Here is a 20,389-nt window from a genome sequence, read left to right as displayed (position 1 = left end):
GCGCATGACCCGGACCATCCACTACGGGCTGATCGGATGCGGCATGATGGGGCAGGAACACCTGCATAATATCGCGTTGCTGGAAGGTACGCGCGTCTCAGCGATCTTTGAGCCCGACGCCGCGATGGCCAAGGCGGCGCAGACGATTGTACCGGATGCGCAGATGGTGGGTTCGGTCGAAGATCTGCTGGCCGTAGATGATCTGGACTGCATCGTGATTGCCAGCCCTAATCATTTGCACGTGGACCAGATCGAGCAGATCGCGCGGGTGCGACCTTTGCCTTTGCTGGTCGAAAAGCCTCTGTTCACCGACCCGGCAGATGCGGCGCGGCTTGACGCCATCCAGCGCGACTACCCTCATCCGATCTGGGTGGCGATGGAGTATCGCTATATGCCGCCCATCGCGGCCTTAATTGAAGGGGCGCAGGTGACTGGCGGCGTTAAAATGCTGACCATCAAAGAGCACCGCTTTCCTTTTCTGGAAAAGGTCGGCAACTGGAATCGCTTCAACCGTAATACGGGCGGAACCTTTGTCGAGAAATGCTGTCACTTCTTCGACCTCATGCGCCTGATCCTGCAATCAGACCCTGTGCGCGTGACAGCCAGCGGGGGGCAGTCAGTCAATCATTTGGACGAGGCATATAACGGAGAAACACCCGACATTCTGGACCATGGCTATGTCATGGTCGACTTCGCCTCGGGCGCGCGAGCAATGCTGGAGCTGTGTATGTTCGCCGAAGGCGCGCGGTATCAGGAGGAGATCTCGGCCGTCGGGCCGGACGCGAAGATCGAGGCGCTGGTGCCCGGACCGGGCCGTTTCTGGCCCGAGCATCTTGGCGATGCACCGGTGCCGCAACTGATTGTCAGCCCGCGCCATCCCAAAGGGCCGGTTGCCAAGGATATTCCGGTCGATCCAACGCTATTGGCTGCGGGTGACCATAATGGGTCTACTTTCTATCAGCATCAAGAGTTCCTAGCCGTCCTGCGGGGCGACAAACCCGCCCCCGAAGTGACTCTGCAGGACGGGATGTGGGCTGTGCGCATGGGTCTGGCTGCGCAACAGGCGCTGGAGACCGGAGAGGCGGTTCGGTTCTAGGGTTACTGTGCGGCCTCTTTCTGATGTGCTGACGCCAGCAGGCTCGCCAGTTCCGGACGGCAAGAACCGCAATTGGTTCCGGCCTGCAAGGCCTCGCCAATGGCTTCGACGGTCATCAGTCCTTTGGTCTCAATAGCGGTCAGGATGGTATTCACACCGACGTCGAAACAGGAACACAGAACAGGGCCGGGATCGGGCCGGTCCGCAGGGGCCCAGCCTGACAGCAGGTCGGGCACCTGTGGCAGAGTCGCCAGATAGTCGCGCATCACCGCCACGGGCTCGGGAGAGATGAACAAGGCAGCGACCAATCGTCCGTCTTCGTAAAACGCCAGCCGCGCCATGCCGCGCGCTGGGTCTTCGACGATCGTTATCTGCGCCTCGGGCAATCCGAAAAGATCACGCGCGGCGGTTTGCCAGTCATCTATTGTGTCCATCCCGGCCAACTCCGCGCGATAGCCGAGTTTTGTGGGGGTCTGCGCCCAATATTCGCACGAAGGTCGCATTTCGCGATCTGACACCGCAAACCCATACCATTTGGCGTCAAAGCGGGTGACGCTCACCACGGACGCTTTGCTTTCGGGCTGTCCCGAAACCGGGTCCGTCGCCGCAGCGACCACGGCGTCGATTCGGGCCGCAGGGGCGGTTTCTCCGGTCCAGTGGATCGGCGCAAAGACCTGTCCTTGTGTGACATCGCTGGTAATCCGGGCCCGCAGGACAGATGTGCCATGCGGGCTTGCGACCTGCACCAGATCGGCGGGGTTTATCCCCGTGGCGCGCGCATCATCGGGGTGAATGTCCAAAAACGGCTCGGGCAGGTGGGCCGACAGCCGCGCCGACAGACCGGTACGGGTCATCGTGTGCCACTGATCGCGCAGCCGCCCGGTATTCAGCCAGAATGGATAACGCGGTTCTGTTTTGGCCGCAGGCGCGCGCCATGTAACTGGTAAAAGCCGCGCCTTGCCGTCGGGGTGATAGAATTGCCCATCCGCAAAGAACCGCCCGCCCTGCCGCGTGGCGGTGACAGGCCAGCGCGTTGGCTGAAGAGCGTCATAACCCACAGCATCCAAGTCGCTGAGGCCCGAGATATCGAAATCGCGTCCAAACTTGGCGGCAATGCCGGACAAGGTTGCATACTCACGAAAAATCTCTCCGGGAGTTTGATAATCGAAGGCCGAGGCCCATCCCATCCGTCGTCCGACCTCGGCCAGAATGTCCCAATCCGCGCGCGCTTGTCCCGGTGCGGGCAGGACCGAACGTTGTCGGCTGATCGTACGGTCGGAATTGGTGACTGTGCCGTCTTTTTCGGCCCACGCAGCGGCGGGCAGCAGCACATCGGCCAGCCGCGCCGTATCGGTGAGGGCGGTGATGTCAGAGACCACGGTGAACGGGCAGGCCGCGATGGCATCGCGCACCGCGTCGGCCTCGGGCATTGAAACCACGGGGTTCGTGTGGATCACCCACAGCGCCTTGACGCGCCCGTCGCCCACGGCGCGGAACAGGTCCACGGCCTTGAGGCCCGGGGCCTCGGGCATGGCCGGGGCCGACCAGAAATCGCGCACGGCGGCCCGGTGATCGGCGTTTTCGATATCCAGATGACAGGCGAGCATATTGGCCAGACCGCCGACCTCGCGCCCACCCATCGCGTTGGGCTGACCGGTGACCGACAGAGGCCCGCAGCCGGGCTTGCCGATCCGCCCCGTGGCGAGATGGCAGTTCAGGATCGCGTTGACCTTGTCACTGCCCGCGCTGGATTGGTTCACACCCTGACTGAAGATCGTCACGACCTTTTCAGTCTCCATCCACATCTGGCAGAACTGCGCGATATCGTCGGTGTCGAGACCGGTGACCGAGACATCATCGGCCAGCGCACTGTCCAGCGCCTCATGAATACCGGTGGTGTGGGTCAGGAAATCCGCATCCACCAAACCGCCAGCATCGATCTGCGTCAGCAGATGGTTGAACAGCGCCACATCGCTGCCCGCTGCCAGAGGCAGGTGCAGATCGGCACTGTCACACGATGCCGTCCGGCGCGGGTCGATCACGATGATCCTGGTGCCGCGCGCCTGCCGCGCCGCCATCAGGCGCTGATACAAAACCGGGTGGCACCAGGCCAGATTGGAGCCGACCAGCACGACCAGATCGGCCTCGTCTAAATCCTCATAGGTTCCGGGCACGGTGTCAGTGCCAAAAGCGCGTTTGTGGCCCGCTACGGTCGAGGCCATGCACAGCCGCGAATTCGTGTCGATATTGGCCGAGCCGATGAAGCCCTTCATCAGCTTGTTGGCGACATAGTAGTCCTCGGTCAGCAACTGACCCGAGACATAAAAGGCCACTGAATCCGGCCCGTGTTCGGCGATCGTGTCGCGGAAACGGTCGGCGACCAGTTGCAGCGCGTCGTCCCAGCCAGTCTCTTCGCCCGCAACCACGGGCGCTAGCAGCCGTTGCGATAGACCCACTGTTTCTGCCAAAGCCGAGCCTTTGGAACACAGCCGCCCCTGATTGGCCGGGTGATCTGGGTCGCCGGTGACGGTCAGGCCACCTGCGCCATCCGGTTGCAGCAGAACACCGCAGCCCACCCCACAATAAGGGCAGGTTGAGCGTGTGGTGCAGGCACTCAGGTCTTTCACGCGGCGCTCCTTTGCCCCAGCGAGGTGCTGTCCAGCAGGATGCGATCGCCGTCCAACTGCACCGGGTAGGTGGCGATCTGGCCTTCGTCCGCGCCTTGTGCTTGACCCGAGTTCAGGTCGAACACCCAATTGTGCAGCGGGCAGGTGACGGATTGGCCATGCACGATGCCTTCGGAGAGCGGCCCGCCCTTGTGGGGGCAGGTGTCCGAGGCCGCAAAGACCTCATCCTTGGCAGTGCGGAACAGGGCGACGCAGCCCACAGGCGTTTTCACCACGCGTGCGCCGCGCAGGGGGATATCGTCGATATGTCCGATGTCGATCCAGCTCATTCTGCGGCCTCCAATGTCAGATCGGCCATGGGCGCAAAGCGCGGGGCCTCTTTGGCCTGCTCGGCCCATGGGTCTTTGCGGTAGATGGACTGGCTGAGTTCAAACCGCTCAACCAGCGCGCGGCGGTTGTCCAGGTCGTCCACCACAGTTTCCTTGATCCAGTCGAGGCCCACTTTCGCCATCCATTTGTACAAGCGGTCCAGATACTTGCCGCCCTCGCGATAGGCCTGGGTGACGGCCATCACGACCTCGATCGCCTCGTCCTCGGTTGGGACTTGTACCAGCAGTTCGGTTTCCTTAACGTCCATGCCGGCCGCACCGCCGATGCTGATCTGATAGCCGCTGTCGACACAAACAACGCCGATATCCTTGCAGGTCGCTTCGGCACAGTTGCGCGGGCAGCCCGAGACCGCCAGCTTCAGCTTGTGCGGCGTCCACGACCCCCACAGGATTTTCTCAAGCTTGATACCCAGACCGGTGCTATCTTGCGTACCGAACCGACAGTGATCCGTGCCGACACAGGTCTTCACCGTGCGCAAGCCTTTGGAATAAGCGTGGCCCGAGACCAGGCCGGCTTTGTTCAAATCGGACCAGATATAGGGCAGGTCCGCGCCTTTCACGCCCAGCAGGTCGATGCGCTGCCCGCCGGTGACTTTGACGGTCGGCACATCGTATTTCTCGGCCGCGTCGGCGATGGCGCGCAGTTCCGCAGGGTTGGTGATGCCACCCCACATGCGGGGCACCACGCTGAACGTGCCGTCCTTTTGAATGTTGGCGTGTTTGCGTTCGTTGACGAAACGGCTTTGCGGGTCGTCCTGATATTCCACCGGCCAGTCAGCCAGCAGGTAGTAGTTGATCGCCGGGCGGCAGACATGACAGCCGTTGCGCGTTTTCCAACCCAGCTCCTGCCAGACGGCCTCCTGACTTTTCAACTCCTGCGATTTGATCAGGCGGCGAACGTCTTCGTGGGTCAGGTCACAGCAACCGCAGACGGGCTGGGCGGTTGGCATCTGGAAGTCATCGCCTAGCGTGACCTGCAGCAGTTGTTCGACCAGTCCGGTGCACGTCCCGCAGGAGGCGCTGGCCTTGGTGGTCGCGCGGATCGCGCCCAGATCGGTTGCGCCATCTGCAATGGCCGCGGTGATGTCGGATTTGCAAACGCCGTTGCAGCCACAGATTTCCGCCTCAGGCGGCAATGCTGCAACGGCTGAGAGAGGGTCCGCAGAGCCACCCCCCTGATAGGCCGGGCCAAAGATCAGAGTTTCACGCATCTCGGACACGTCCTCACCATCGCGGATCAGGCCGAAGAACCAGTTGCTGTCGCCAGTGTCGCCATACATAACCGCACCGACCAGCGTGTCGCCTTCCAGCACCAGCCGTTTATAGACGCCGCGCGCGGGGTCGCGGAAAACGATGTCCTCGCGGGTCTCGCCCTCGGCAAAGTCCCCGGCGCTGAACAGGTCGCAGCCGGTGACTTTCAGCTTGGTCGAGAGCGAACGTTGTTTGAACGCGGCCTCTTCGCCCAACAGGGTCTGCGCCAGCACCTTGGCCTGATCGTAGAGCGGCGCGACAAGGCCAAAGACCTCGCCCTGATGTTCGACGCATTCGCCGACGGCGTAGATATCGGCATCCGAGGTGATCATCTGATCGTCCACATGAATACCCCGACCTACGGCAAGGCCCGTCTCCTGCGCCAGCGCGGTGTTGGGGCGGATGCCCACAGCCATCACCAGCAGGTCACAGGGCAATTCCGTGCCGTCCTCCAACAGCAGCGCCCGGGCCTTACCATCCTTGCCCGCGATTTCGGTCGATTTGGCATTCAGCAGAACGGTGATGCCTTTTTCTTCCAGCGATTTCTTCAGCAGATACCCTGCGGCAGGGTCCAACTGACGTTCCATCAGGTGCCCCATGATATGCACCACGGTCACATCAGCCCCGCGCGCGGCCATGCCTGCGGCGGCCTCAAGCCCCAGCAAGCCGCCGCCGATCACGACGACCTTGTTGCCCGCGCCCATTCCCATCATCTGTTCGGTGTCTTCCAGATCGCGATATGCGATCACACCATCCAGATCATGCCCCGGCATCGGGATCATGAAGGGGTTTGATCCGGTGCCGAAGATCAGCTTGTCGTAAGGCACATGGCCGTACTCGCCTTCGACCACCTTCAGATCACGGTCAATTTTGACCACTTTCTCGCCGAATCGACAGGCGATGCCGCGCTCCGCGTACCAAGTGTCGTCATGGGTGACGATCTCTTCATAGGTCTGATCACCGGCCAGCACAGGGCTCAGCATGATGCGGTTATAATTCCCGCGTGGTTCGGCGTTGAACAGGGTGATGTCGAACGCATCGGGGGCAGCGTCGGTCAGGTGCTCCAGCACCCGGCCCGAGGCCATGCCGGCACCGATGACAACCAGTTTCTGTTTCATGTCAGTCACTCCGCAGCAATGGCATTGGGGGCAGGGGATTTGGGCTTGGGTTTCGCCCCATGCTCATATTCCTCGAGGAAATCCAACACCTCTTGCCGGTATTCGTAGTAATCAGGATGAGCCAGCAGCGCCTTGCGGGTGCGCGGGCGTGGCAGGTCGACATTGGTGATCTTGCCGATCGTGGCCTGCGGACCGTTCGTCATCATCACCACGCGGTCGGCCAGCAGGATCGCCTCGTCCACATCATGGGTGACGCAGATGGTGGTGACTTTGGTCCGCGACCAAACCTCCATCAGAACCTCTTGCAGCTCCCATCGGGTCAGGCTGTCTAGCATCCCAAAGGGCTCGTCCAGCAGCAGCAGTTTTGGCGAAAGGGCAAAGGCACGGGCGATGCCAACACGCTGGCGCATCCCGTTCGACATATCGGCGGCGGATTTGTCCATCGCGTCGGCCAGACCGACCCGTTCGAGGTAATATTCCACGACATCCTGCCGCTCGGCCTGGCTGGCGCGCGGATAGACGCGGTCCACCCCGACCGAGACGTTTTCCTTGGCGGTCAGCCATGGGAACAGCGAGGGCGACTGGAACACCACGGCGCGTTCGGGGTCGGCGCCTTCGACATGGCGGCCATCCAGCTTGATTGCGCCTTTCGAAATTTCGTTCAGACCGGCGGCCATGGTCAGCACCGTGGACTTGCCGCAGCCCGAGTGACCGATCAACGAGATGAATTCGCCTCGGTTGAGTTTCAGGTTGAAATCCTCGACCACGGTCAGCGGGCCTTTGGGCGTGGGGTAGACCTTGTGCAACTGGCTGAAATCCAGATAGCGCTCGTCGATCAGACCCGACTGCGCTTCTTTCACCGCTGCGGGGACACCGTGGATCGGGGTCACGTCGGGCAAGGTCTTGGTGCCTTCGACCTTGGCCTCGATACCCACATCCATCAGGTATTTCGTGACCTCGCCACGCAGAGACTTGAACGTCTCGTCATGGTTCATGGCGGACCGGTCGCGTGGGCGGGGGATCGAGACCTTGAACTCGGTCCCCAACGTGCCATCGGGGTTCAGCGGGATGATGCGGTCGGCCAGTAGGATCGCTTCGTCCACGTCATTGGTGATCAGGACACAGGTCTTGCGGTCGGTCTCCCAGATCTTTTCGATCTCTTCCGCCAGATTGCCACGGGTCAATGCATCCAGCGCCGACAGGGGCTCGTCCAGCAGCAGAACCTCGGGGTCCATCGCCAGTGCGCGGGCCACGTTCACCCGCTGACGCATCCCACCCGACAGCTCGGCGGGGCGACGGGTCGCCGCGTGGCTGAGGCCCACCATGCGAATGTAATGGGCTACCTTTTCCTCTTTCTCAGCCTTGGGCATCTTGGGGAACACCGCGTCCACGGCCAACCGCACATTGCCCGTCACCGTCAGCCACGGCATCAGCGAGTAGTTCTGGAAGATCACTCCCCGCTCCGGCGCCGGGCCGGTGATGGCCATGTCGCGAAAGGTGACGCTGCCCTTGGAGGGAAACTCGATCCCCGCCATCAGGTTGATCAGCGTGGTTTTGCCAGTGCCGGAAAAGCCCAGCAGCACCACGAATTCCCCTTCTTCAACCGAGAGGTTGATGTCTTTCAGCACATCCGTCGCAGCAGTGCCGGTACCGAATGATTTGCAGACATTCTTGAAGTCGATCACAGCCATATCGCTCACCGGTTGTTCGAGAAGGTAAACAGCGACTGCAGCGCATACATCACGCGATCCAGCAGGAAGCCGATGATGCCGATGGTAAAGACAGCCACCATGATCTTGGCGAGAGAACTGGAGGAGCCGTTCTGGAACTCATCCCAGACAAACTTGCCCAGACCGGGGTTCTGCGCCAGCATCTCGGCCGCGATCAGGACCATCCAGCCAACACCCAGAGATAGACGCAATCCGGTGAAGATCAGCGGCAGGGCCGAGGGCAGCACCAGCTTGGTGATTTTGGTGTAGGTGTTCATTTTCAGAACTTTTGAGACGTTCACCAGATCCTTGTCGATCGACGCCACACCCAGCGAGGTGTTGATCAGCGTCGGCCACAGCGAACACAGCGTCACGGTGATGGCCGAGATCAGGAAGGACTTCGCGAACCAGCCGTCATTGGTGACGTAGACGGCCGAGACAATCATCGTCACAATCGGCAGCCAGGCCAGCGGCGAGACCGGTTTGAAAATCTGGATCAGCGGGTTCAGCGCCGCATTTGCGGTGGGTGACAGACCCGCAGCGATGCCCAGCGGAACAGCGACGATGGTGGCAATCAGAAAGCCGAAGAACACGGTTTTGATCGAGGTCCATATCTGGTTGTAGTAACTCGGAGCGCCGGTATAGGCGACCTCTTTGACCTTTTCGGGCTGGCCCGCATCGATGAACTTCTGGTTGCGCTTTTCAACCATGGCCTCGAACTTTGCCTTTTTGGCGGCCTTGGCCTGTGCGTCCTGATGTAGGCTAATGGCTTCGGACCAGACCTGCGCCGGTCCGGGGACAGCGCCCAGCGAGGTTTGCACCTTTGGGGCCAGCGTGCCCCACATCAGAAGGAAGGCGAAGATGGCCAGCAGCGGCACGACCAGCAGGCGCCAGATCTCGCCCATCTGAGCGCGCGGGTTGTCGCCTGCGCTGGCCTTCAGGATGGGGGTGATCCAGGCCAAGCCCAAAACCTGAAACCATTTGTCGGCGGCGTTGATCCGGGTGAACAGGCGGGCGCGTCGGGCCTCGCGTTCAGCATCAGGGGATAGCGTATCGTGGTCGATGGCTGTCATCTTGCGGTCTCCTGGCCCGGTCGTTCAGCGCCGGGCGGGGTGGAATTCTGTATGAATGGGAAAGCCCCCCAGCCACCAAGGGCCGAGAGGCAGGGGAGTTAACCCTGAACTTCTGTGCCGATGACGACCTGCTCGCCTTTCAAGCCGATCGGCAGGCTTTGCAGATAAGCGTTCGGCTGACGGGCGTCATAGGGAATGCCGTCGATGATATCTTCGGCGGGCGTGGGGGCTTTGTAGCCGTCGCTGTCCCAGGGGAAGTCGGCCTCATTCGCTAGACCCTCGTTCACCAGCATTTTCGCGGCATCCAGATAGATGTCGGGGCGGTAGACGGACTTGGCGACCTCGTCATACCAGGCATCTGTCTGCGGCTCGGCGATCTGGCCCCAGCGGCGCATCTGGGTCAGGTACCAGATGGCGTCCGAATAGAACGGGTAGGTCGCGTTGTAGCGGAAGAAGACGTTGAAATCGGGCACCTCGCGCTTGTCGCCCTTTTCATATTCGAACGTGCCCGTCATCGAGTTCGCGATCACCTCGTAGTCCGCACCCACATATTCCGGCTGGCTCAGCATCTCGACCGCGGCGGGGCGGTTGGCGTTGTCGTTTTCATCCAGCCACATCGCAGCGCGGATCAGGGCTTTGGTGACGGCGCGGGTGGTGTTGGGATACTGCTCGGCGAACTCGGCATTGATGCCAAAGACCTTTTCGGGGTTGTTCTTCCACAGTTCATAATCGGTGATCACCGGCACGCCGATGCCTTTGAACACGGCCTGCTGGTTCCACGGCTCACCTACGCAATAGCCATAGATGGTGCCCGCTTCTAACGTGGCCGGCATCTGCGGCGGAGGCGTCACCGACAGGAACACATCCGCACCGATCTGGCCGGTCACGTTCTCGGGGCTGTAATAGCCCGGGTGCAGGCCACCCGCCGCCAGCCAGTAACGCAGTTCATAGTTGTGGGTCGAAACGGGGAAGACCATGCCCATATTGAAGGGTTTGCCTTCGGATTTGTATTTCTCGACCACTGGGGCCAGCGCCTCAGCCGAAATCGGGTGCTGCGGGCGGCCGTCATCCATTTTCGGGATGTTCGGCTTCATCTCTTCCCAGACCTCGTTCGACACGGTGATGCCGTTGCCGTTCAGGTCCATCGAGAAGGGGGTGATGATATGCGCCTCGGTGCCATACCCGATAGTTGCGGCCAGCGGCTGACCGGCCAGCATGTGCGCACCGTCCAGCTGCCCGTCGATTACACCGTCCAGCAGTACTTTCCAGTTGGCCTGCGCTTCGAGCGTGACGAACAGGCCCTCATCCAGGAAGTACCCATTCTCATAGGCCACAGCCAGCGGGGCCATGTCTGTCAGTTTGATAAAGCCAAAGGTCAGCTCGTCCTTCTCCAGCTCCAGCGTTTCGGCCAGCGCGGGGCTGATCAGGGCGGTGGTGGCGACAAGGCCTGCGAGCAATTTCTTCATGTGGGTCTGTCCCTTTTTTGGTCCCGGTCAGCCGGGTGGGTGAAAAACAAAAAGCCGCTGCACGCTCTGACCGGGAGGATTGGCCAGAGAGTGAGCGGCTTTGCTCAGTCGTTCCCAAACTTTGGGAGGAATTCTTGCGGCACACGCCTTTGCGTGCCGATGAGTTCAGAGTGGTAAATGCACCGTTGCCGATCAAGCGATTTTGCTGCGACGCGGCGTTAAATGCTGCAATCGCGCGGTGCGGCGCGCGCGTCTGCCTAATTCTTGGGCGTCAGATATCCTGAGGGTCAAAAATGCGCCCATCCAAGAACGCATCCCGCTTCAGCGACAGCTGCCCGTTATGGGACGCAACCGGTGTGGTTTCACGAATCGCGCCCTCAAGTTTTTCCGAGGCTCCGGGCAGATCCGCCCCCAACCCTGCCAGTTGATTGCGGTAGATATCGCTGCGAAACACGCTGCCCGCTTGGGCCAGCGCCAGATGCGGGTCCAGACCGTATCGTTGCGCCAGACGGTGGGCGATCCACTTGGCCTGACTGCGCCATGGGAAGTTTGCGGCCCCGTCGTGGAACTCGATAAATCCCGGCACCTCGCGCTGTTCGGCGTGGCCTGTGATGGTAAAGCGCCCCGAAAGCGCCCGGTCGATCAGTTCCGAAGGCAGGTTCAGATAGGTGTCTCGGGCAAGGATTTCAGCGGCGGCGGTGTGGCTGCCCGGCTGGCCCAGCCAGCGCCCGGCGCGCCAGACGGCTCGCATCAGCTTGCCCAGCAGGTGCGGCTCGGTATCCGCCCAGTCGGTGCGCACGGCCAGCACCTTTTCCGGCGCAAAGGCCCAGATCGCCTGACCGGGCAGCAGTAACGCCCCCGCCTGCGATTCCACGGCGACCGAGCCCCAGGGCTCTCCCACACAGAACGCATCCACATCGCCCTCGGCCAAAGCCTGTGCCATCAGGGGTGGCGGGATGGTGCGCACCTCGACCCCGATTTTGGACAGTTCGGTAGCCTCAAGCCAGCAATGCAGCAGTTCCACATGCAGCGAGAACGGGAAGGGCACGCCGAAGACCAATGGCCCATCCGCGACCGAGGCCAGCGCGGCGGCGGCCTTGAAGGGGTCGCGAAAGTCGAACTCATAGCCCGAGTCGCGTAGGCGGGTTTCCAAAGCGCGGCTAACGCCGATCACGTCGCCATTCACCGACAGGACCGAGACGGCAGACAAGGGCTGTGTCACCCCACCCAGCCCCAAAGCCATTGCAACAGGGACCGGCGACAACAGCTGCGCCGCGTCCACCCGCCCAAAGGCCAACATATCGCGCACCGACGACCATGAGGGCGCTGCGATCAGGTCCAACTCGACTCCTTCGGCGCGGGCCAGACCCATCTCATGCGCCACGATCAAGGGGGCGGCGTCCACCAGCGGAACATAAGCAACGGGCAGGGTCACAGCGTTCATGACAACAGCCCCGAGGCCGTGACCAGCGCTTCGGCCACGTCGGCGACGCGGCGGCCCTGATCCATCGCGGCTTTGCGTAGCAGGGCATAGGCCTCTTCTTCCTCGACCCCGCGCGCCTTCATCAGCAGACCCTTGGCGCGGTCGATCACCTTGCGTTCTTCCAGCGCACGTTTGGTCTCGGCCAGTTCACGGCGCATCTGCCGGACGATCTGGAACCGGGCGATGGCCGCGTCCAGTACGGGCTTCAGCCGATCCGGTTGCATGCCGTCGACGACGTAGGCCGACAGCCCCGCCTCAATCGCGGTCGAGGTCAAATCGCCCGCCGCGCCCGAGACAAACATGGCTACTGGCCGTTCCAGTGGCCCGGATGCAAGGGTCAGTTCCTCAAGCATGTCGCGGGTCGGGTTGTCGATGTCGATCAGCACCACATCGGGCACCAGCGCGGCGATCTTGCGCGCAAGGCTCGAGACATTGCCGATCACATGCACATCATAAGCCCCAGACGCCTTGAGCGCATCGACGATGGCAATCGCGCGCTCGCGGTCTTCTTCTACAACGACAATGGTCAGGGTGTCAGGCATGGCACCTTTTCACCGCGCCGATGTCTGATCACAAGGGTTGCCGGCCTATTCCGTCACGATCCGCGCGTGACTGCCCAAAAAACAATCAACTGCTCACCGAGTCGCGTTAACGGACTGCAAATCTTTCGCCTATCGGAAACTCATGACCGCGGATGGGGTGAAATTGAATGTCGTTTTTCGACTTCGAAGAGTCTTTTCTGCTTGCTGCGACGCGGCAGGCTTTCTAGGTGTGGCGGCGGGACACCCCTCCCCAACGAGGGGCGTGTATCTGGAAGGGTAATACAGATGAGCACAAATACACCGGCAACGCGGCCGGCGAATCCGCGTTTTTCCTCTGGCCCCTGCGCCAAACCCCCCACATTCGAGCTGAACAAGCTGGCCGACGCTGCATTGGGCCGGTCGCACCGTGCTGCGGTGGGCAAGGACAAGCTGAAGGCGGCCATCGAAGGCACGCGTGAGGTGCTGGGCATTCCGGCGGATTACAAGATCGGCATCGTTCCCGCCTCGGACACCGGCGCGGTTGAGATGGCGCTGTGGTCGCTGTTGGGCGAACGCAAGGTCGAGATGCTGGCCTGGGAAAGCTTTGGTGCCGGTTGGGTCACGGACGTGGTCAAGCAATTGAAGATCGACGCCGAGGTGAAAACCGCCGAGTATGGGCAGATCGTTGATCTGGCCTCGGTCGATTTCGCCAATGATGTGGTGTTTACGTGGAACGGCACGACCTCGGGCGTGCGGGTTCCCAATGGCGACTGGATCGCGGATGACCGTCAGGGTCTGACGATCTGTGATGCGACTTCGGCTGCATTTGCGATGGACCTGCCGTGGGACAAGCTGGATGTGACCACGTTCAGCTGGCAAAAAGTGCTGGGTGGTGAAGCAGCGCACGGGATGCTGATCCTCAGCCCGCGCGCGGTTGAGCGGCTGGAAAGCTACACCCCCGCATGGCCGCTGCCCAAGATTTTCCGCCTGACCAAAGGCGGCAAGCTGATCGACGGTATCTTTACCGGGGCCACGATCAACACGCCTTCGATGCTGGCGGTCGAGGACTACCTGTTTGCGCTGGACTGGGCGCGCTCGGTCGGTGGGTTGCAGGGCCTGATTGCCCGCGCAGATGCCAATGCTGGAGCGGTTCATGCCTTTTGCGATCAAAACGACTGGATCGCCAATCTGGCCGAGGATGCGGCGACGCAATCTAATACGTCGGTCTGCCTGAAATTCACCGATCCGCGCATTCAGGATGGGACGACATTCGCCAAGGCCGTAGCCAAACGGCTGGAGGTCGAGAATATCGCGCTGGATATCGGTGCATATCGCGATGCCCCCGCGGGCCTGCGCATCTGGTGTGGCGGCACGGTCGAGACCTCGGACATTCAGGCCATGCTGCCGTGGCTGGCCTGGGCCTTTGAGGCCGAGATCGCTGCGCAATCGGCAGCCGCCTGACAAGATTTTTCGACGAAAAATCTGGGCCCGTCTGTGGCCCGGATACTTTCCCAAAGTTTAAGGACCAGAAATATGGCCCCCAAAGTACTCGTATCTGACAAGCTCAGCGAAACCGCCGTGCAGATTTTCCGCGATCGCGGCATCGACGTGGATTTCATGCCCGATCTGGGCAAGGACAAGGATAAACTGGCCGAGGTGATCGGTCAGTATGACGGCCTCGCTATCCGTTCCGCCACAAAGGTCACGCCCACCCTGCTGGAAAAAGCCGACAATCTGAAAGTTATCGGCCGCGCTGGGATTGGCACCGACAATGTCGATAAGGAAGCAGCCAGCAAAAAGGGTGTTATCGTGATGAACACGCCCTTCGGCAACATGATCACAACGGCCGAACACGCCATTGCGATGATGTTCGCCGTGGCGCGGCAAATCCCCGAGGCCAGCACCTCGACCCATGCGGGCAAGTGGGAAAAGTCCAAATTCATGGGGATTGAGCTGACCAACAAGACCCTCGGCGTCATTGGTGCAGGCAACATTGGCGGCATCGTTTGTGAGCGCGCGCTGGGCCTGAAGATGAAGGTCGTCGCTTTTGATCCCTATCTCAGCGAAGAGAAAGCCGCGAAGATGGGCGTTGAAAAGGTCGAGCTGGATGACTTGCTGGCCCGCGCCGATTTCATCACCCTGCACGTGCCGTTGACCGATCAGACCCGCAACATCCTGAGCCGCGAGAATCTGGCCAAGACCAAGAAAGGCGTGCGCATCGTCAACTGTGCCCGTGGTGGTTTGGTCGATGAGGACGCGCTGGCCGAGATGCTGCAATCGGGCCATGTGGCCGGTGCTGCCTTTGACGTGTTCAGCGAGGAACCGGCCAAGGAAAACGCTCTGTTCAACCTGCCCAACGTCGTCTGCACACCGCATCTGGGGGCAGCCACGACCGAGGCGCAGGAAAACGTGGCGCTGCAGGTGGCCGAGCAAATCTCGAACTACCTGCTGACCGGGGCGGTTGAAAACGCGCTGAACATGCCGTCCGTGACCGCCGAAGAGGCCAAGGTCATGGGGCCGTGGATCAAGCTGGCCGGGCATCTGGGCAGCTTCATTGGGCAGATGACGGATGAGCCGATCAAGGCGATCAACATCCTCTATGACGGTGTCGCCGCTGAGATGAACCTGGCCGCGTTGAATTGTTCTGTCGTCGCGGGGATCATGAAAAAGGTCAATCCAGATGTGAACATGGTGTCCGCTCCGGTGATTGCGAAAGAGCGCGGGGTCAAAATCTCGACCACCAATCAGGACAAGACCGGCGTTTTCGATGGCTATGTGAAGGTCACTGTTGTCACCAGCAAGCGTGAGCGTTCGATCGCTGGGACTGTATTCAGCGATGGCAAGCCGCGGTTCATTCAGATCAAAGGCATCAATATTGATGCCGAGGTCGGGGCGCATATGCTCTATACCACCAACGAAGACGTGCCGGGCATCATCGGTACGCTGGGTCAGACCATGGGCGAGAACGACGTGAACATCGCGAACTTTACCCTTGGCCGGTCCGAAGCGGGCGGCGAAGCGATCGCGCTGCTGTATGTGGATGAACCTGTCCCGGCCGAGGCCCGCGCAAAGTTGGCCGAAACGGGGCTGTTTACCCAGATCAAACCTTTGGAATTTGACGTGGCCTAGTAGGCAGTGTTGAATTTCTGAGACTATCCCAACCCGCGCCACCTAAGGCGCGGGTATTTTCTTTGTCAGGGGCGGTTTTCGCGTCACAAGCAAAGTGATTTTCGACCCGAGGTTTTTCATGACGTCTGCCATTTACGCCATTGGCGATATTCACGGCCAGCTTGAGATGTTGCAAACCGCCCTGCGCCGGATCGAACAGGATGGCGGCCCGGACGCACGGGTCGTGTTTCTGGGGGATTACGTAGATCGCGGGCCGAACAGTCGGGGCGTGATTGACCTGTTGATCGAAGGTCAACGTGCGGGGCGCAACTGGGTCATGGTGCGAGGCAATCACGACCGGATGATGGCGCGGTTTGTACAGGACTGCGAGGTCGCCGACAGCCACCTGCCGGTCACGCTCAGTTGGTTGCATCCGCGTTTGGGCGGGCGCGAGACGTTGGCCTCTTACGGTGTGGATGTCACCGACAATGACCGTATCATCTATGTTCATCAACGCGCGGTCGAGGCTGTTCCACCGCAGCATCTGGATTTCCTCAATGCCCTGCCGAACTATCACCAAGAGGGCGAATTGCTGTTCGTTCACGCGGGTATCAGACCGGGTCTGCCGCTGGAGCAGCAATCCGAAAATGACCTGATCTGGATCCGCAACGAGTTTCTGATCGAAGCCGCGCCGCATCCGTGGCTGATTGTCCATGGCCACACGCCTGTCGATCAGGCCGAACATTGCGGCAACCGTGTCAATCTGGATGCGGGCGCAGGTTATGGCCGTCCATTGGCCACGGCGGTGTTTGAGGGGCGTAAGTGCTGGCTTTTGACCCCGACTGGACGCGTGCCGCTTAGGTAAACAGCTCGGCGAAACGCGCGCGCAGGGCGTTTTTCTGCACCTTGCCCATCGTGTTACGCGGCAGCTCGTCCAGAACGATCAGTTTGCGGGGATGTTTGAAACGCGCCAGTTCGGCCTGCGCACGGGCCATGATCGCGTCCAGATCAGGGGTCGCGCCGGGTTCCGCCACCAACAGGCCCACGGGGGTTTCGCCGAAATCCGGATGCGGTACGCCGATCACCGCGCTTTCCAACACGCCGGGCTGGTCGTCCAGCAGCATCTCAAGTTCCTTGGGATAGATGTTGAACCCGCCCGAGATGATCAGATCCTTTCCGCGTCCGACGATATGGACATAGCCATCGGCGTCCACTCGACCCAGATCGCCGGTGATGAAAAACCCATCCTCGCGCAGCTCGGCGGCGGTTTTCTCGGGCATTTGCCAATAGCCTTGGAAGACGTTCGGGCCGCGGACTTCGATCATGCCGATCTCGCCCTGCGGCAGGGTCTCGCCGCTGTCGGGGTCGGTCACTTTCAATTCGACGTCGGGCAGGGGGAAGCCAACCGTGCCCGCGCGACGCTCGCCGTCATAGGGGTTTGAGGTGTTCATGTTGGTCTCGGTCATGCCGTATCGTTCAAGGATGCGGTGGCCGGTGCGTGTTTCGAACCGCTCATGGGTTTCCGCCAGCAAGGGGGCCGAGCCCGAGATGAACAGTCGCATATGCTGAGCCAGATCACCGGTGAACCGATCATCCCCCAACAGGCGGGTGTAGAAGGTCGGCACCCCCATCATTGAGGTCGCTTGTGGCATCAGGCGCAGCATGTCATCCAGATCGAACTTCGGCAGAAAGATCATCGACCCGCCCGAGGCCAGCACCACATTCGTCGCCACAAACAGCCCATGTGTATGGAAAATGGGCAAGGCATGCAGCAGCACGTCATCGGCTGTGAACCGCCACTCCTGCACCAATGTTTCCGCATTCGATAGCAGGTTGGCCTGCGACAGCATCGCGCCTTTCGACCGCCCGGTGGTGCCGGAGGTGTAAAGGAAGGCGGCCAGATCGTCCTCGGTCCGGTGCGCAGGTTCGAACGCGGGCAACATCCCCAAGGCACGCCGCATCAAACTGCCCGAGCCATCGGTGTTCAGCGTCTCGAGCCGAGCTTCGTGCATCTTAGCCAGTGGTGTCAGGGCGGTTTGGTTCGCGTCGTCGCACACAACCAGCGATGCGCCGCTGTTTTCGAAGAAATAGGTCAGCTCGTTGACGGTGTAGGCGGTGTTCAGGGGCAAAAAGACCAACCCGACCTGCGCGCAGGCGGCATAGAGTGCCAAGGCCTCGGGCGATTTTTCGATCTGAACGGCAACCCGGTCGCCCGGTTCCAACTCGTAACCAACCAGCGTGTTTGCGAGCCGCGCCGCCATATCAAGGAATGCGGCATGTGTGATAACCTCGCCATCCGGCAGATGCAGAAACGGCGTGTCCTTGCCCGCGTGAATGCCAAACAAACGGTCGTAAAGCGGGTTGCCCATATCCTTGGCCCTTTTTTAGCGGATCAATCGCTGGGGAATCTGGCGTGGATTGGCACAGTGGTAAAGCCCAATCTGACGCGTTCAGAACTGGGTGGTCATCCGGTATCCGGCGCCGAAATACATTTTGGCGTAGGTGACGGGTTGCCCCTCCAACCATGTGATGCGTTCACCGGTAAACACGGGCTCACCTTCGGGCAGGTCCAGAAAACGGGCGACGGTCGCGTCCGCCCGGCTGGCCAGAAAGCTGAGTTCCACATTGGTGAAAGGTACAGTTTGGATCAGCCACTCATTCGGGCCGATGGCCGAGAAATCCGCCTGCGCCACTTGGGGCACGCTGTCCACTACAATCCATCGGTCTTCGTATTGAAACGGGGTATTGCCCGAAAAATGCATGCATCGCACATGCACGGTGCTTTGGTCGGGCCGCAAAGCAAGACGCGCGGTCAGCCAATCCGGGGCGACGGTCGTCTCGGCTGAGACCAGCGCGTAGCGATAGGTGCCACCGGTCGCTTCGACCTCGTCCCGGACCATGGGTATGCTGAAACGTGCCTGCCGCTGAGGCGCGCTGAGTACACGGGTGCCAGCCTTGCGGCGGCGTTCCAGATAGCCTTCATCCGCCAGTTCCCGCAAGGCGCGGTTGACGGTTGTGCGGGTACAGGAGAATTCAGCTGCCAAATCCTGTTCGTTGGGCAACAACGAGTCGGGCTGCCATTCGCCCGAGCGGATGCGTGCCAAAACAGTTTTCTTGATGTCTTTGTAGCTGGTGGTCTCGGTTGATTGCGGCATGTACCCTCGGCTTTCGGATGCGTTCTAGACCGCGGACAAAAGATCGGCAATTCCTACCCTGTAGGCAGAAATGATCTGGTCGCGGTTCACGTGGCGGCCTTGCCGCACCATATGCCGCCCGGCAGACCACAGATCGGTCACGACCCCGTCATGGGCGGCAAAGCACAACCCGTCCAACAACTGATCGTCGGTCAATGCGCAAAGGGTCGGGTGGGTGCGGTCGATGGCGACCATATCAGCCAGCTTGCCCACCGCAATCTGCCCTGCATCCCGCGATAGGGCCTGCGCGCCGCCTTCAGCTGCCCCGGTATAAAGTGCGTGGCCCACCGATCCGGCCTGCTGAACCAGAACCGTGCGTTCCCGGTCGCGAAGACGTTGGGAATATTCCAGCATCCGCAATTCCTCGGACAGGGAAATCCGGACGTTCGAATCCGACCCGACCCCAAGCCGTCCGCCCGCCTGCATATAAACCGCGCCGTTGAAGATCCCATCACCCAGATTGGCCTCGGTGATCGGGCAGAGCCCGGCAACAGCGCCCGAGCGCGCCATGGCCTGCGTTTCCGCATCGGTCATATGGGTCGCATGGATCAGGCACCAGCGGTCATTCACATCGGCATTGTCCAACAGCCAAGACACGGGCGTCGCGCCCAATGCGGTCTGCACATCTCGCACCTCCTGCGTTTGTTCGGCAATGTGGATATGTACCGGGCCTTGCGGTGCTGCTTGCAACAGGGTCTGCAAGTCGGACGCAGAGGTCGCACGCAGGGAATGGGGCGCAATGCCCACAAGACTGTCGAGATGCGGCGCCCCTTTGCGGCAATCTTCGACCAGGCGCAGATAGGCGTCCACGCTTTGACCGAACCGCAACTGCCCGCCCGCAAGCGGCTCTTGCTGAACGCCGCCATAGGTGTAAAGCACCGGGAGATGGGTTAGGCCTATTCCGGTCTGTTGCGCAGCGGCAAATATACGTTGGCTCAGTTCCGAGCGGGTCTCGTAGGGCTGCCCGCCGGGTTGGTGGTGAACATAGTGAAATTCACCGACCGAGGCATAGCCTGCCTCTTGCATCTCTATGAAAACCAAAGCTGCGATGGCTTCGATCTGGTCGGGCGTCAACCGATCCAGAAAGCGGTACATCAGGTTGCGCCATGTCCAAAAGCTTTCCCGCCCGTCGGCGCGGGTTTCGGTCATTCCGGCCATGGCCCGTTGAAAGCTGTGGCTGTGCAGGTTGGCCAAAGCGGGCAACAGAACGTCCACCTGATCGTCCTGCGGCTGAGGCCGCGCGCCGGTTTCGACCCGACTGATCCGGCCTTCTTTCACCTCGACCCGCAGGTCCGAGACCCAGTCAGAGCCGATCAGAGCGCTTTTGGCGTGCACAGTCATTGGGATTCCATTT

At 61.0% G+C, this 20,389-nt stretch carries 15 protein-coding genes; 4 read left to right on the top strand and 11 right to left on the bottom strand.

Features of this window, described 5'->3' with window-relative positions:
• The first annotated feature begins 4 nt into the window (after positions 1 to 4).
• A complete protein-coding gene (locus AC2FJ6_RS17190; protein ID WP_170774986.1) occupies positions 5 to 1,096 on the top strand; it encodes a Gfo/Idh/MocA family protein in 1,092 nt (363 codons plus the stop codon).
• A 2-nt stretch (positions 1,097 to 1,098) separates the two neighbouring features.
• Here the strand turns inward: AC2FJ6_RS17190 and AC2FJ6_RS17185 are convergent, their stop codons facing one another.
• The 8 genes from AC2FJ6_RS17185 to AC2FJ6_RS17150 form a co-directional block, all read right to left on the bottom strand.
• Positions 1,099 to 3,723, bottom strand: coding sequence for a molybdopterin-dependent oxidoreductase (locus AC2FJ6_RS17185; protein ID WP_170774984.1), 2,625 nt, complete (start codon positions 3,721 to 3,723; stop codon positions 1,099 to 1,101).
• Positions 3,720 to 4,052, bottom strand: a complete 333-nt coding sequence (nirD, locus tag AC2FJ6_RS17180; RefSeq protein WP_170774982.1) for a nitrite reductase small subunit NirD — start codon at positions 4,050 to 4,052, stop codon at positions 3,720 to 3,722. The genes AC2FJ6_RS17185 and nirD overlap by 4 nt, the downstream gene beginning before the upstream one ends.
• Entirely contained in the window at positions 4,049 to 6,481 is a 2,433-nt protein-coding gene (gene nirB, locus AC2FJ6_RS17175) for a nitrite reductase large subunit NirB (protein ID WP_170774980.1), read from the bottom strand. The genes nirD and nirB overlap by 4 nt, the downstream gene beginning before the upstream one ends.
• 5 nt (positions 6,482 to 6,486) lie before the next feature.
• Positions 6,487 to 8,172 (bottom strand): ABC transporter ATP-binding protein, encoded by a 1,686-nt coding sequence (locus tag AC2FJ6_RS17170; RefSeq protein WP_496669577.1) that lies wholly within the window; start codon positions 8,170 to 8,172, stop codon positions 6,487 to 6,489.
• A gap of 5 nt (positions 8,173 to 8,177) precedes the next feature.
• Positions 8,178 to 9,263: an ABC transporter permease gene (locus AC2FJ6_RS17165; protein ID WP_480877341.1), complete on the bottom strand. Its 1,086-nt coding sequence runs from the start codon at positions 9,261 to 9,263 to the stop codon at positions 8,178 to 8,180.
• Between the two features lie 98 nt (positions 9,264 to 9,361).
• A complete protein-coding gene (locus AC2FJ6_RS17160; RefSeq protein WP_170774960.1) occupies positions 9,362 to 10,729 on the bottom strand; it encodes a CmpA/NrtA family ABC transporter substrate-binding protein in 1,368 nt (455 codons plus the stop codon).
• Positions 10,730 to 11,000: 271 nt separating this feature from the next.
• Positions 11,001 to 12,173 (bottom strand): ABC transporter substrate-binding protein, encoded by a 1,173-nt coding sequence (locus AC2FJ6_RS17155; protein WP_170774958.1) that lies wholly within the window; start codon positions 12,171 to 12,173, stop codon positions 11,001 to 11,003.
• Positions 12,170 to 12,754, bottom strand: coding sequence for an ANTAR domain-containing response regulator (locus AC2FJ6_RS17150; RefSeq protein WP_170774956.1), 585 nt, complete (start codon positions 12,752 to 12,754; stop codon positions 12,170 to 12,172). Before AC2FJ6_RS17150 ends, AC2FJ6_RS17155 begins: the two co-directional genes overlap by 4 nt.
• Before the next feature lie 285 nt (positions 12,755 to 13,039).
• On the opposite strand from AC2FJ6_RS17150, the gene AC2FJ6_RS17145 reads away from it, so the two are divergent.
• The 3 genes from AC2FJ6_RS17145 (at position 13,040) to AC2FJ6_RS17135 (ending at position 16,706) form a co-directional block, all read left to right on the top strand.
• Positions 13,040 to 14,194 carry a phosphoserine transaminase gene (locus AC2FJ6_RS17145; protein WP_170774954.1) on the top strand — a complete coding sequence of 385 codons (1,155 nt, stop codon included), beginning with the start codon at positions 13,040 to 13,042 and terminating at the stop codon, positions 14,192 to 14,194.
• Between the two features lie 72 nt (positions 14,195 to 14,266).
• A complete protein-coding gene (serA, locus tag AC2FJ6_RS17140; protein WP_496669575.1) occupies positions 14,267 to 15,862 on the top strand; it encodes a phosphoglycerate dehydrogenase in 1,596 nt (531 codons plus the stop codon).
• Positions 15,863 to 15,980: 118 nt separating this feature from the next.
• Positions 15,981 to 16,706 (top strand): metallophosphoesterase family protein, encoded by a 726-nt coding sequence (locus tag AC2FJ6_RS17135; RefSeq protein WP_496669573.1) that lies wholly within the window; start codon positions 15,981 to 15,983, stop codon positions 16,704 to 16,706.
• Here AC2FJ6_RS17135 and AC2FJ6_RS17130 read toward each other — a convergent pair.
• The 3 genes from AC2FJ6_RS17130 to AC2FJ6_RS17120 all read right to left on the bottom strand — a co-directional run bounded on the left by AC2FJ6_RS17130 (position 16,699) and on the right by AC2FJ6_RS17120 (position 20,376).
• Positions 16,699 to 18,210, bottom strand: a complete 1,512-nt coding sequence (locus tag AC2FJ6_RS17130; protein ID WP_496669571.1) for a malonate--CoA ligase — start codon at positions 18,208 to 18,210, stop codon at positions 16,699 to 16,701. The genes AC2FJ6_RS17135 and AC2FJ6_RS17130 overlap by 8 nt on opposite strands.
• 81 nt (positions 18,211 to 18,291) lie before the next feature.
• Positions 18,292 to 18,996, bottom strand: a complete 705-nt coding sequence (gene hutC / locus AC2FJ6_RS17125; RefSeq protein ID WP_170783130.1) for a histidine utilization transcriptional repressor HutC — start codon at positions 18,994 to 18,996, stop codon at positions 18,292 to 18,294.
• A 24-nt stretch (positions 18,997 to 19,020) separates the two neighbouring features.
• Positions 19,021 to 20,376 (bottom strand): formimidoylglutamate deiminase, encoded by a 1,356-nt coding sequence (locus AC2FJ6_RS17120; RefSeq protein WP_170774943.1) that lies wholly within the window; start codon positions 20,374 to 20,376, stop codon positions 19,021 to 19,023.
• Between the last annotated feature and the right edge of the window lie 13 nt (positions 20,377 to 20,389).

This window comes from Ruegeria sp. CDSA089, from assembly GCF_059612205.1.
This window is presented reverse-complemented; position numbering and strand designations above follow the sequence as displayed.

Excerpts from the sequence above, each read along its gene's own strand:
- AC2FJ6_RS17190 (WP_170774986.1), top strand. The coding sequence starts at position 5 with ATGACCCGGACCATCCACTACGGGCTGATCGGATGCGGCATGATGGGG.
- nirD (WP_170774982.1), bottom strand. The coding sequence starts at position 4,052 with ATGAGCTGGATCGACATCGGACATATCGACGATATCCCCCTGCGCGGC.
- nirB (WP_170774980.1), bottom strand. The coding sequence starts at position 6,481 with ATGAAACAGAAACTGGTTGTCATCGGTGCCGGCATGGCCTCGGGCCGG.
- AC2FJ6_RS17170 (WP_496669577.1), bottom strand. The coding sequence starts at position 8,172 with ATGGCTGTGATCGACTTCAAGAATGTCTGCAAATCATTCGGTACCGGC.
- AC2FJ6_RS17165 (WP_480877341.1), bottom strand. The coding sequence starts at position 9,263 with ATGACAGCCATCGACCACGATACGCTATCCCCTGATGCTGAACGCGAG.
- AC2FJ6_RS17160 (WP_170774960.1), bottom strand. The coding sequence starts at position 10,729 with ATGAAGAAATTGCTCGCAGGCCTTGTCGCCACCACCGCCCTGATCAGC.
- AC2FJ6_RS17155 (WP_170774958.1), bottom strand. The coding sequence starts at position 12,173 with ATGAACGCTGTGACCCTGCCCGTTGCTTATGTTCCGCTGGTGGACGCC.
- AC2FJ6_RS17150 (WP_170774956.1), bottom strand. The coding sequence starts at position 12,754 with ATGCCTGACACCCTGACCATTGTCGTTGTAGAAGAAGACCGCGAGCGC.
- AC2FJ6_RS17145 (WP_170774954.1), top strand. The coding sequence starts at position 13,040 with ATGAGCACAAATACACCGGCAACGCGGCCGGCGAATCCGCGTTTTTCC.
- serA (WP_496669575.1), top strand. The coding sequence starts at position 14,267 with ATGGCCCCCAAAGTACTCGTATCTGACAAGCTCAGCGAAACCGCCGTG.
- AC2FJ6_RS17135 (WP_496669573.1), top strand. The coding sequence starts at position 15,981 with ATGACGTCTGCCATTTACGCCATTGGCGATATTCACGGCCAGCTTGAG.
- AC2FJ6_RS17130 (WP_496669571.1), bottom strand. The coding sequence starts at position 18,210 with ATGGGCAACCCGCTTTACGACCGTTTGTTTGGCATTCACGCGGGCAAG.
- hutC (WP_170783130.1), bottom strand. The coding sequence starts at position 18,996 with ATGCCGCAATCAACCGAGACCACCAGCTACAAAGACATCAAGAAAACT.
- AC2FJ6_RS17120 (WP_170774943.1), bottom strand. The coding sequence starts at position 20,376 with ATGACTGTGCACGCCAAAAGCGCTCTGATCGGCTCTGACTGGGTCTCG.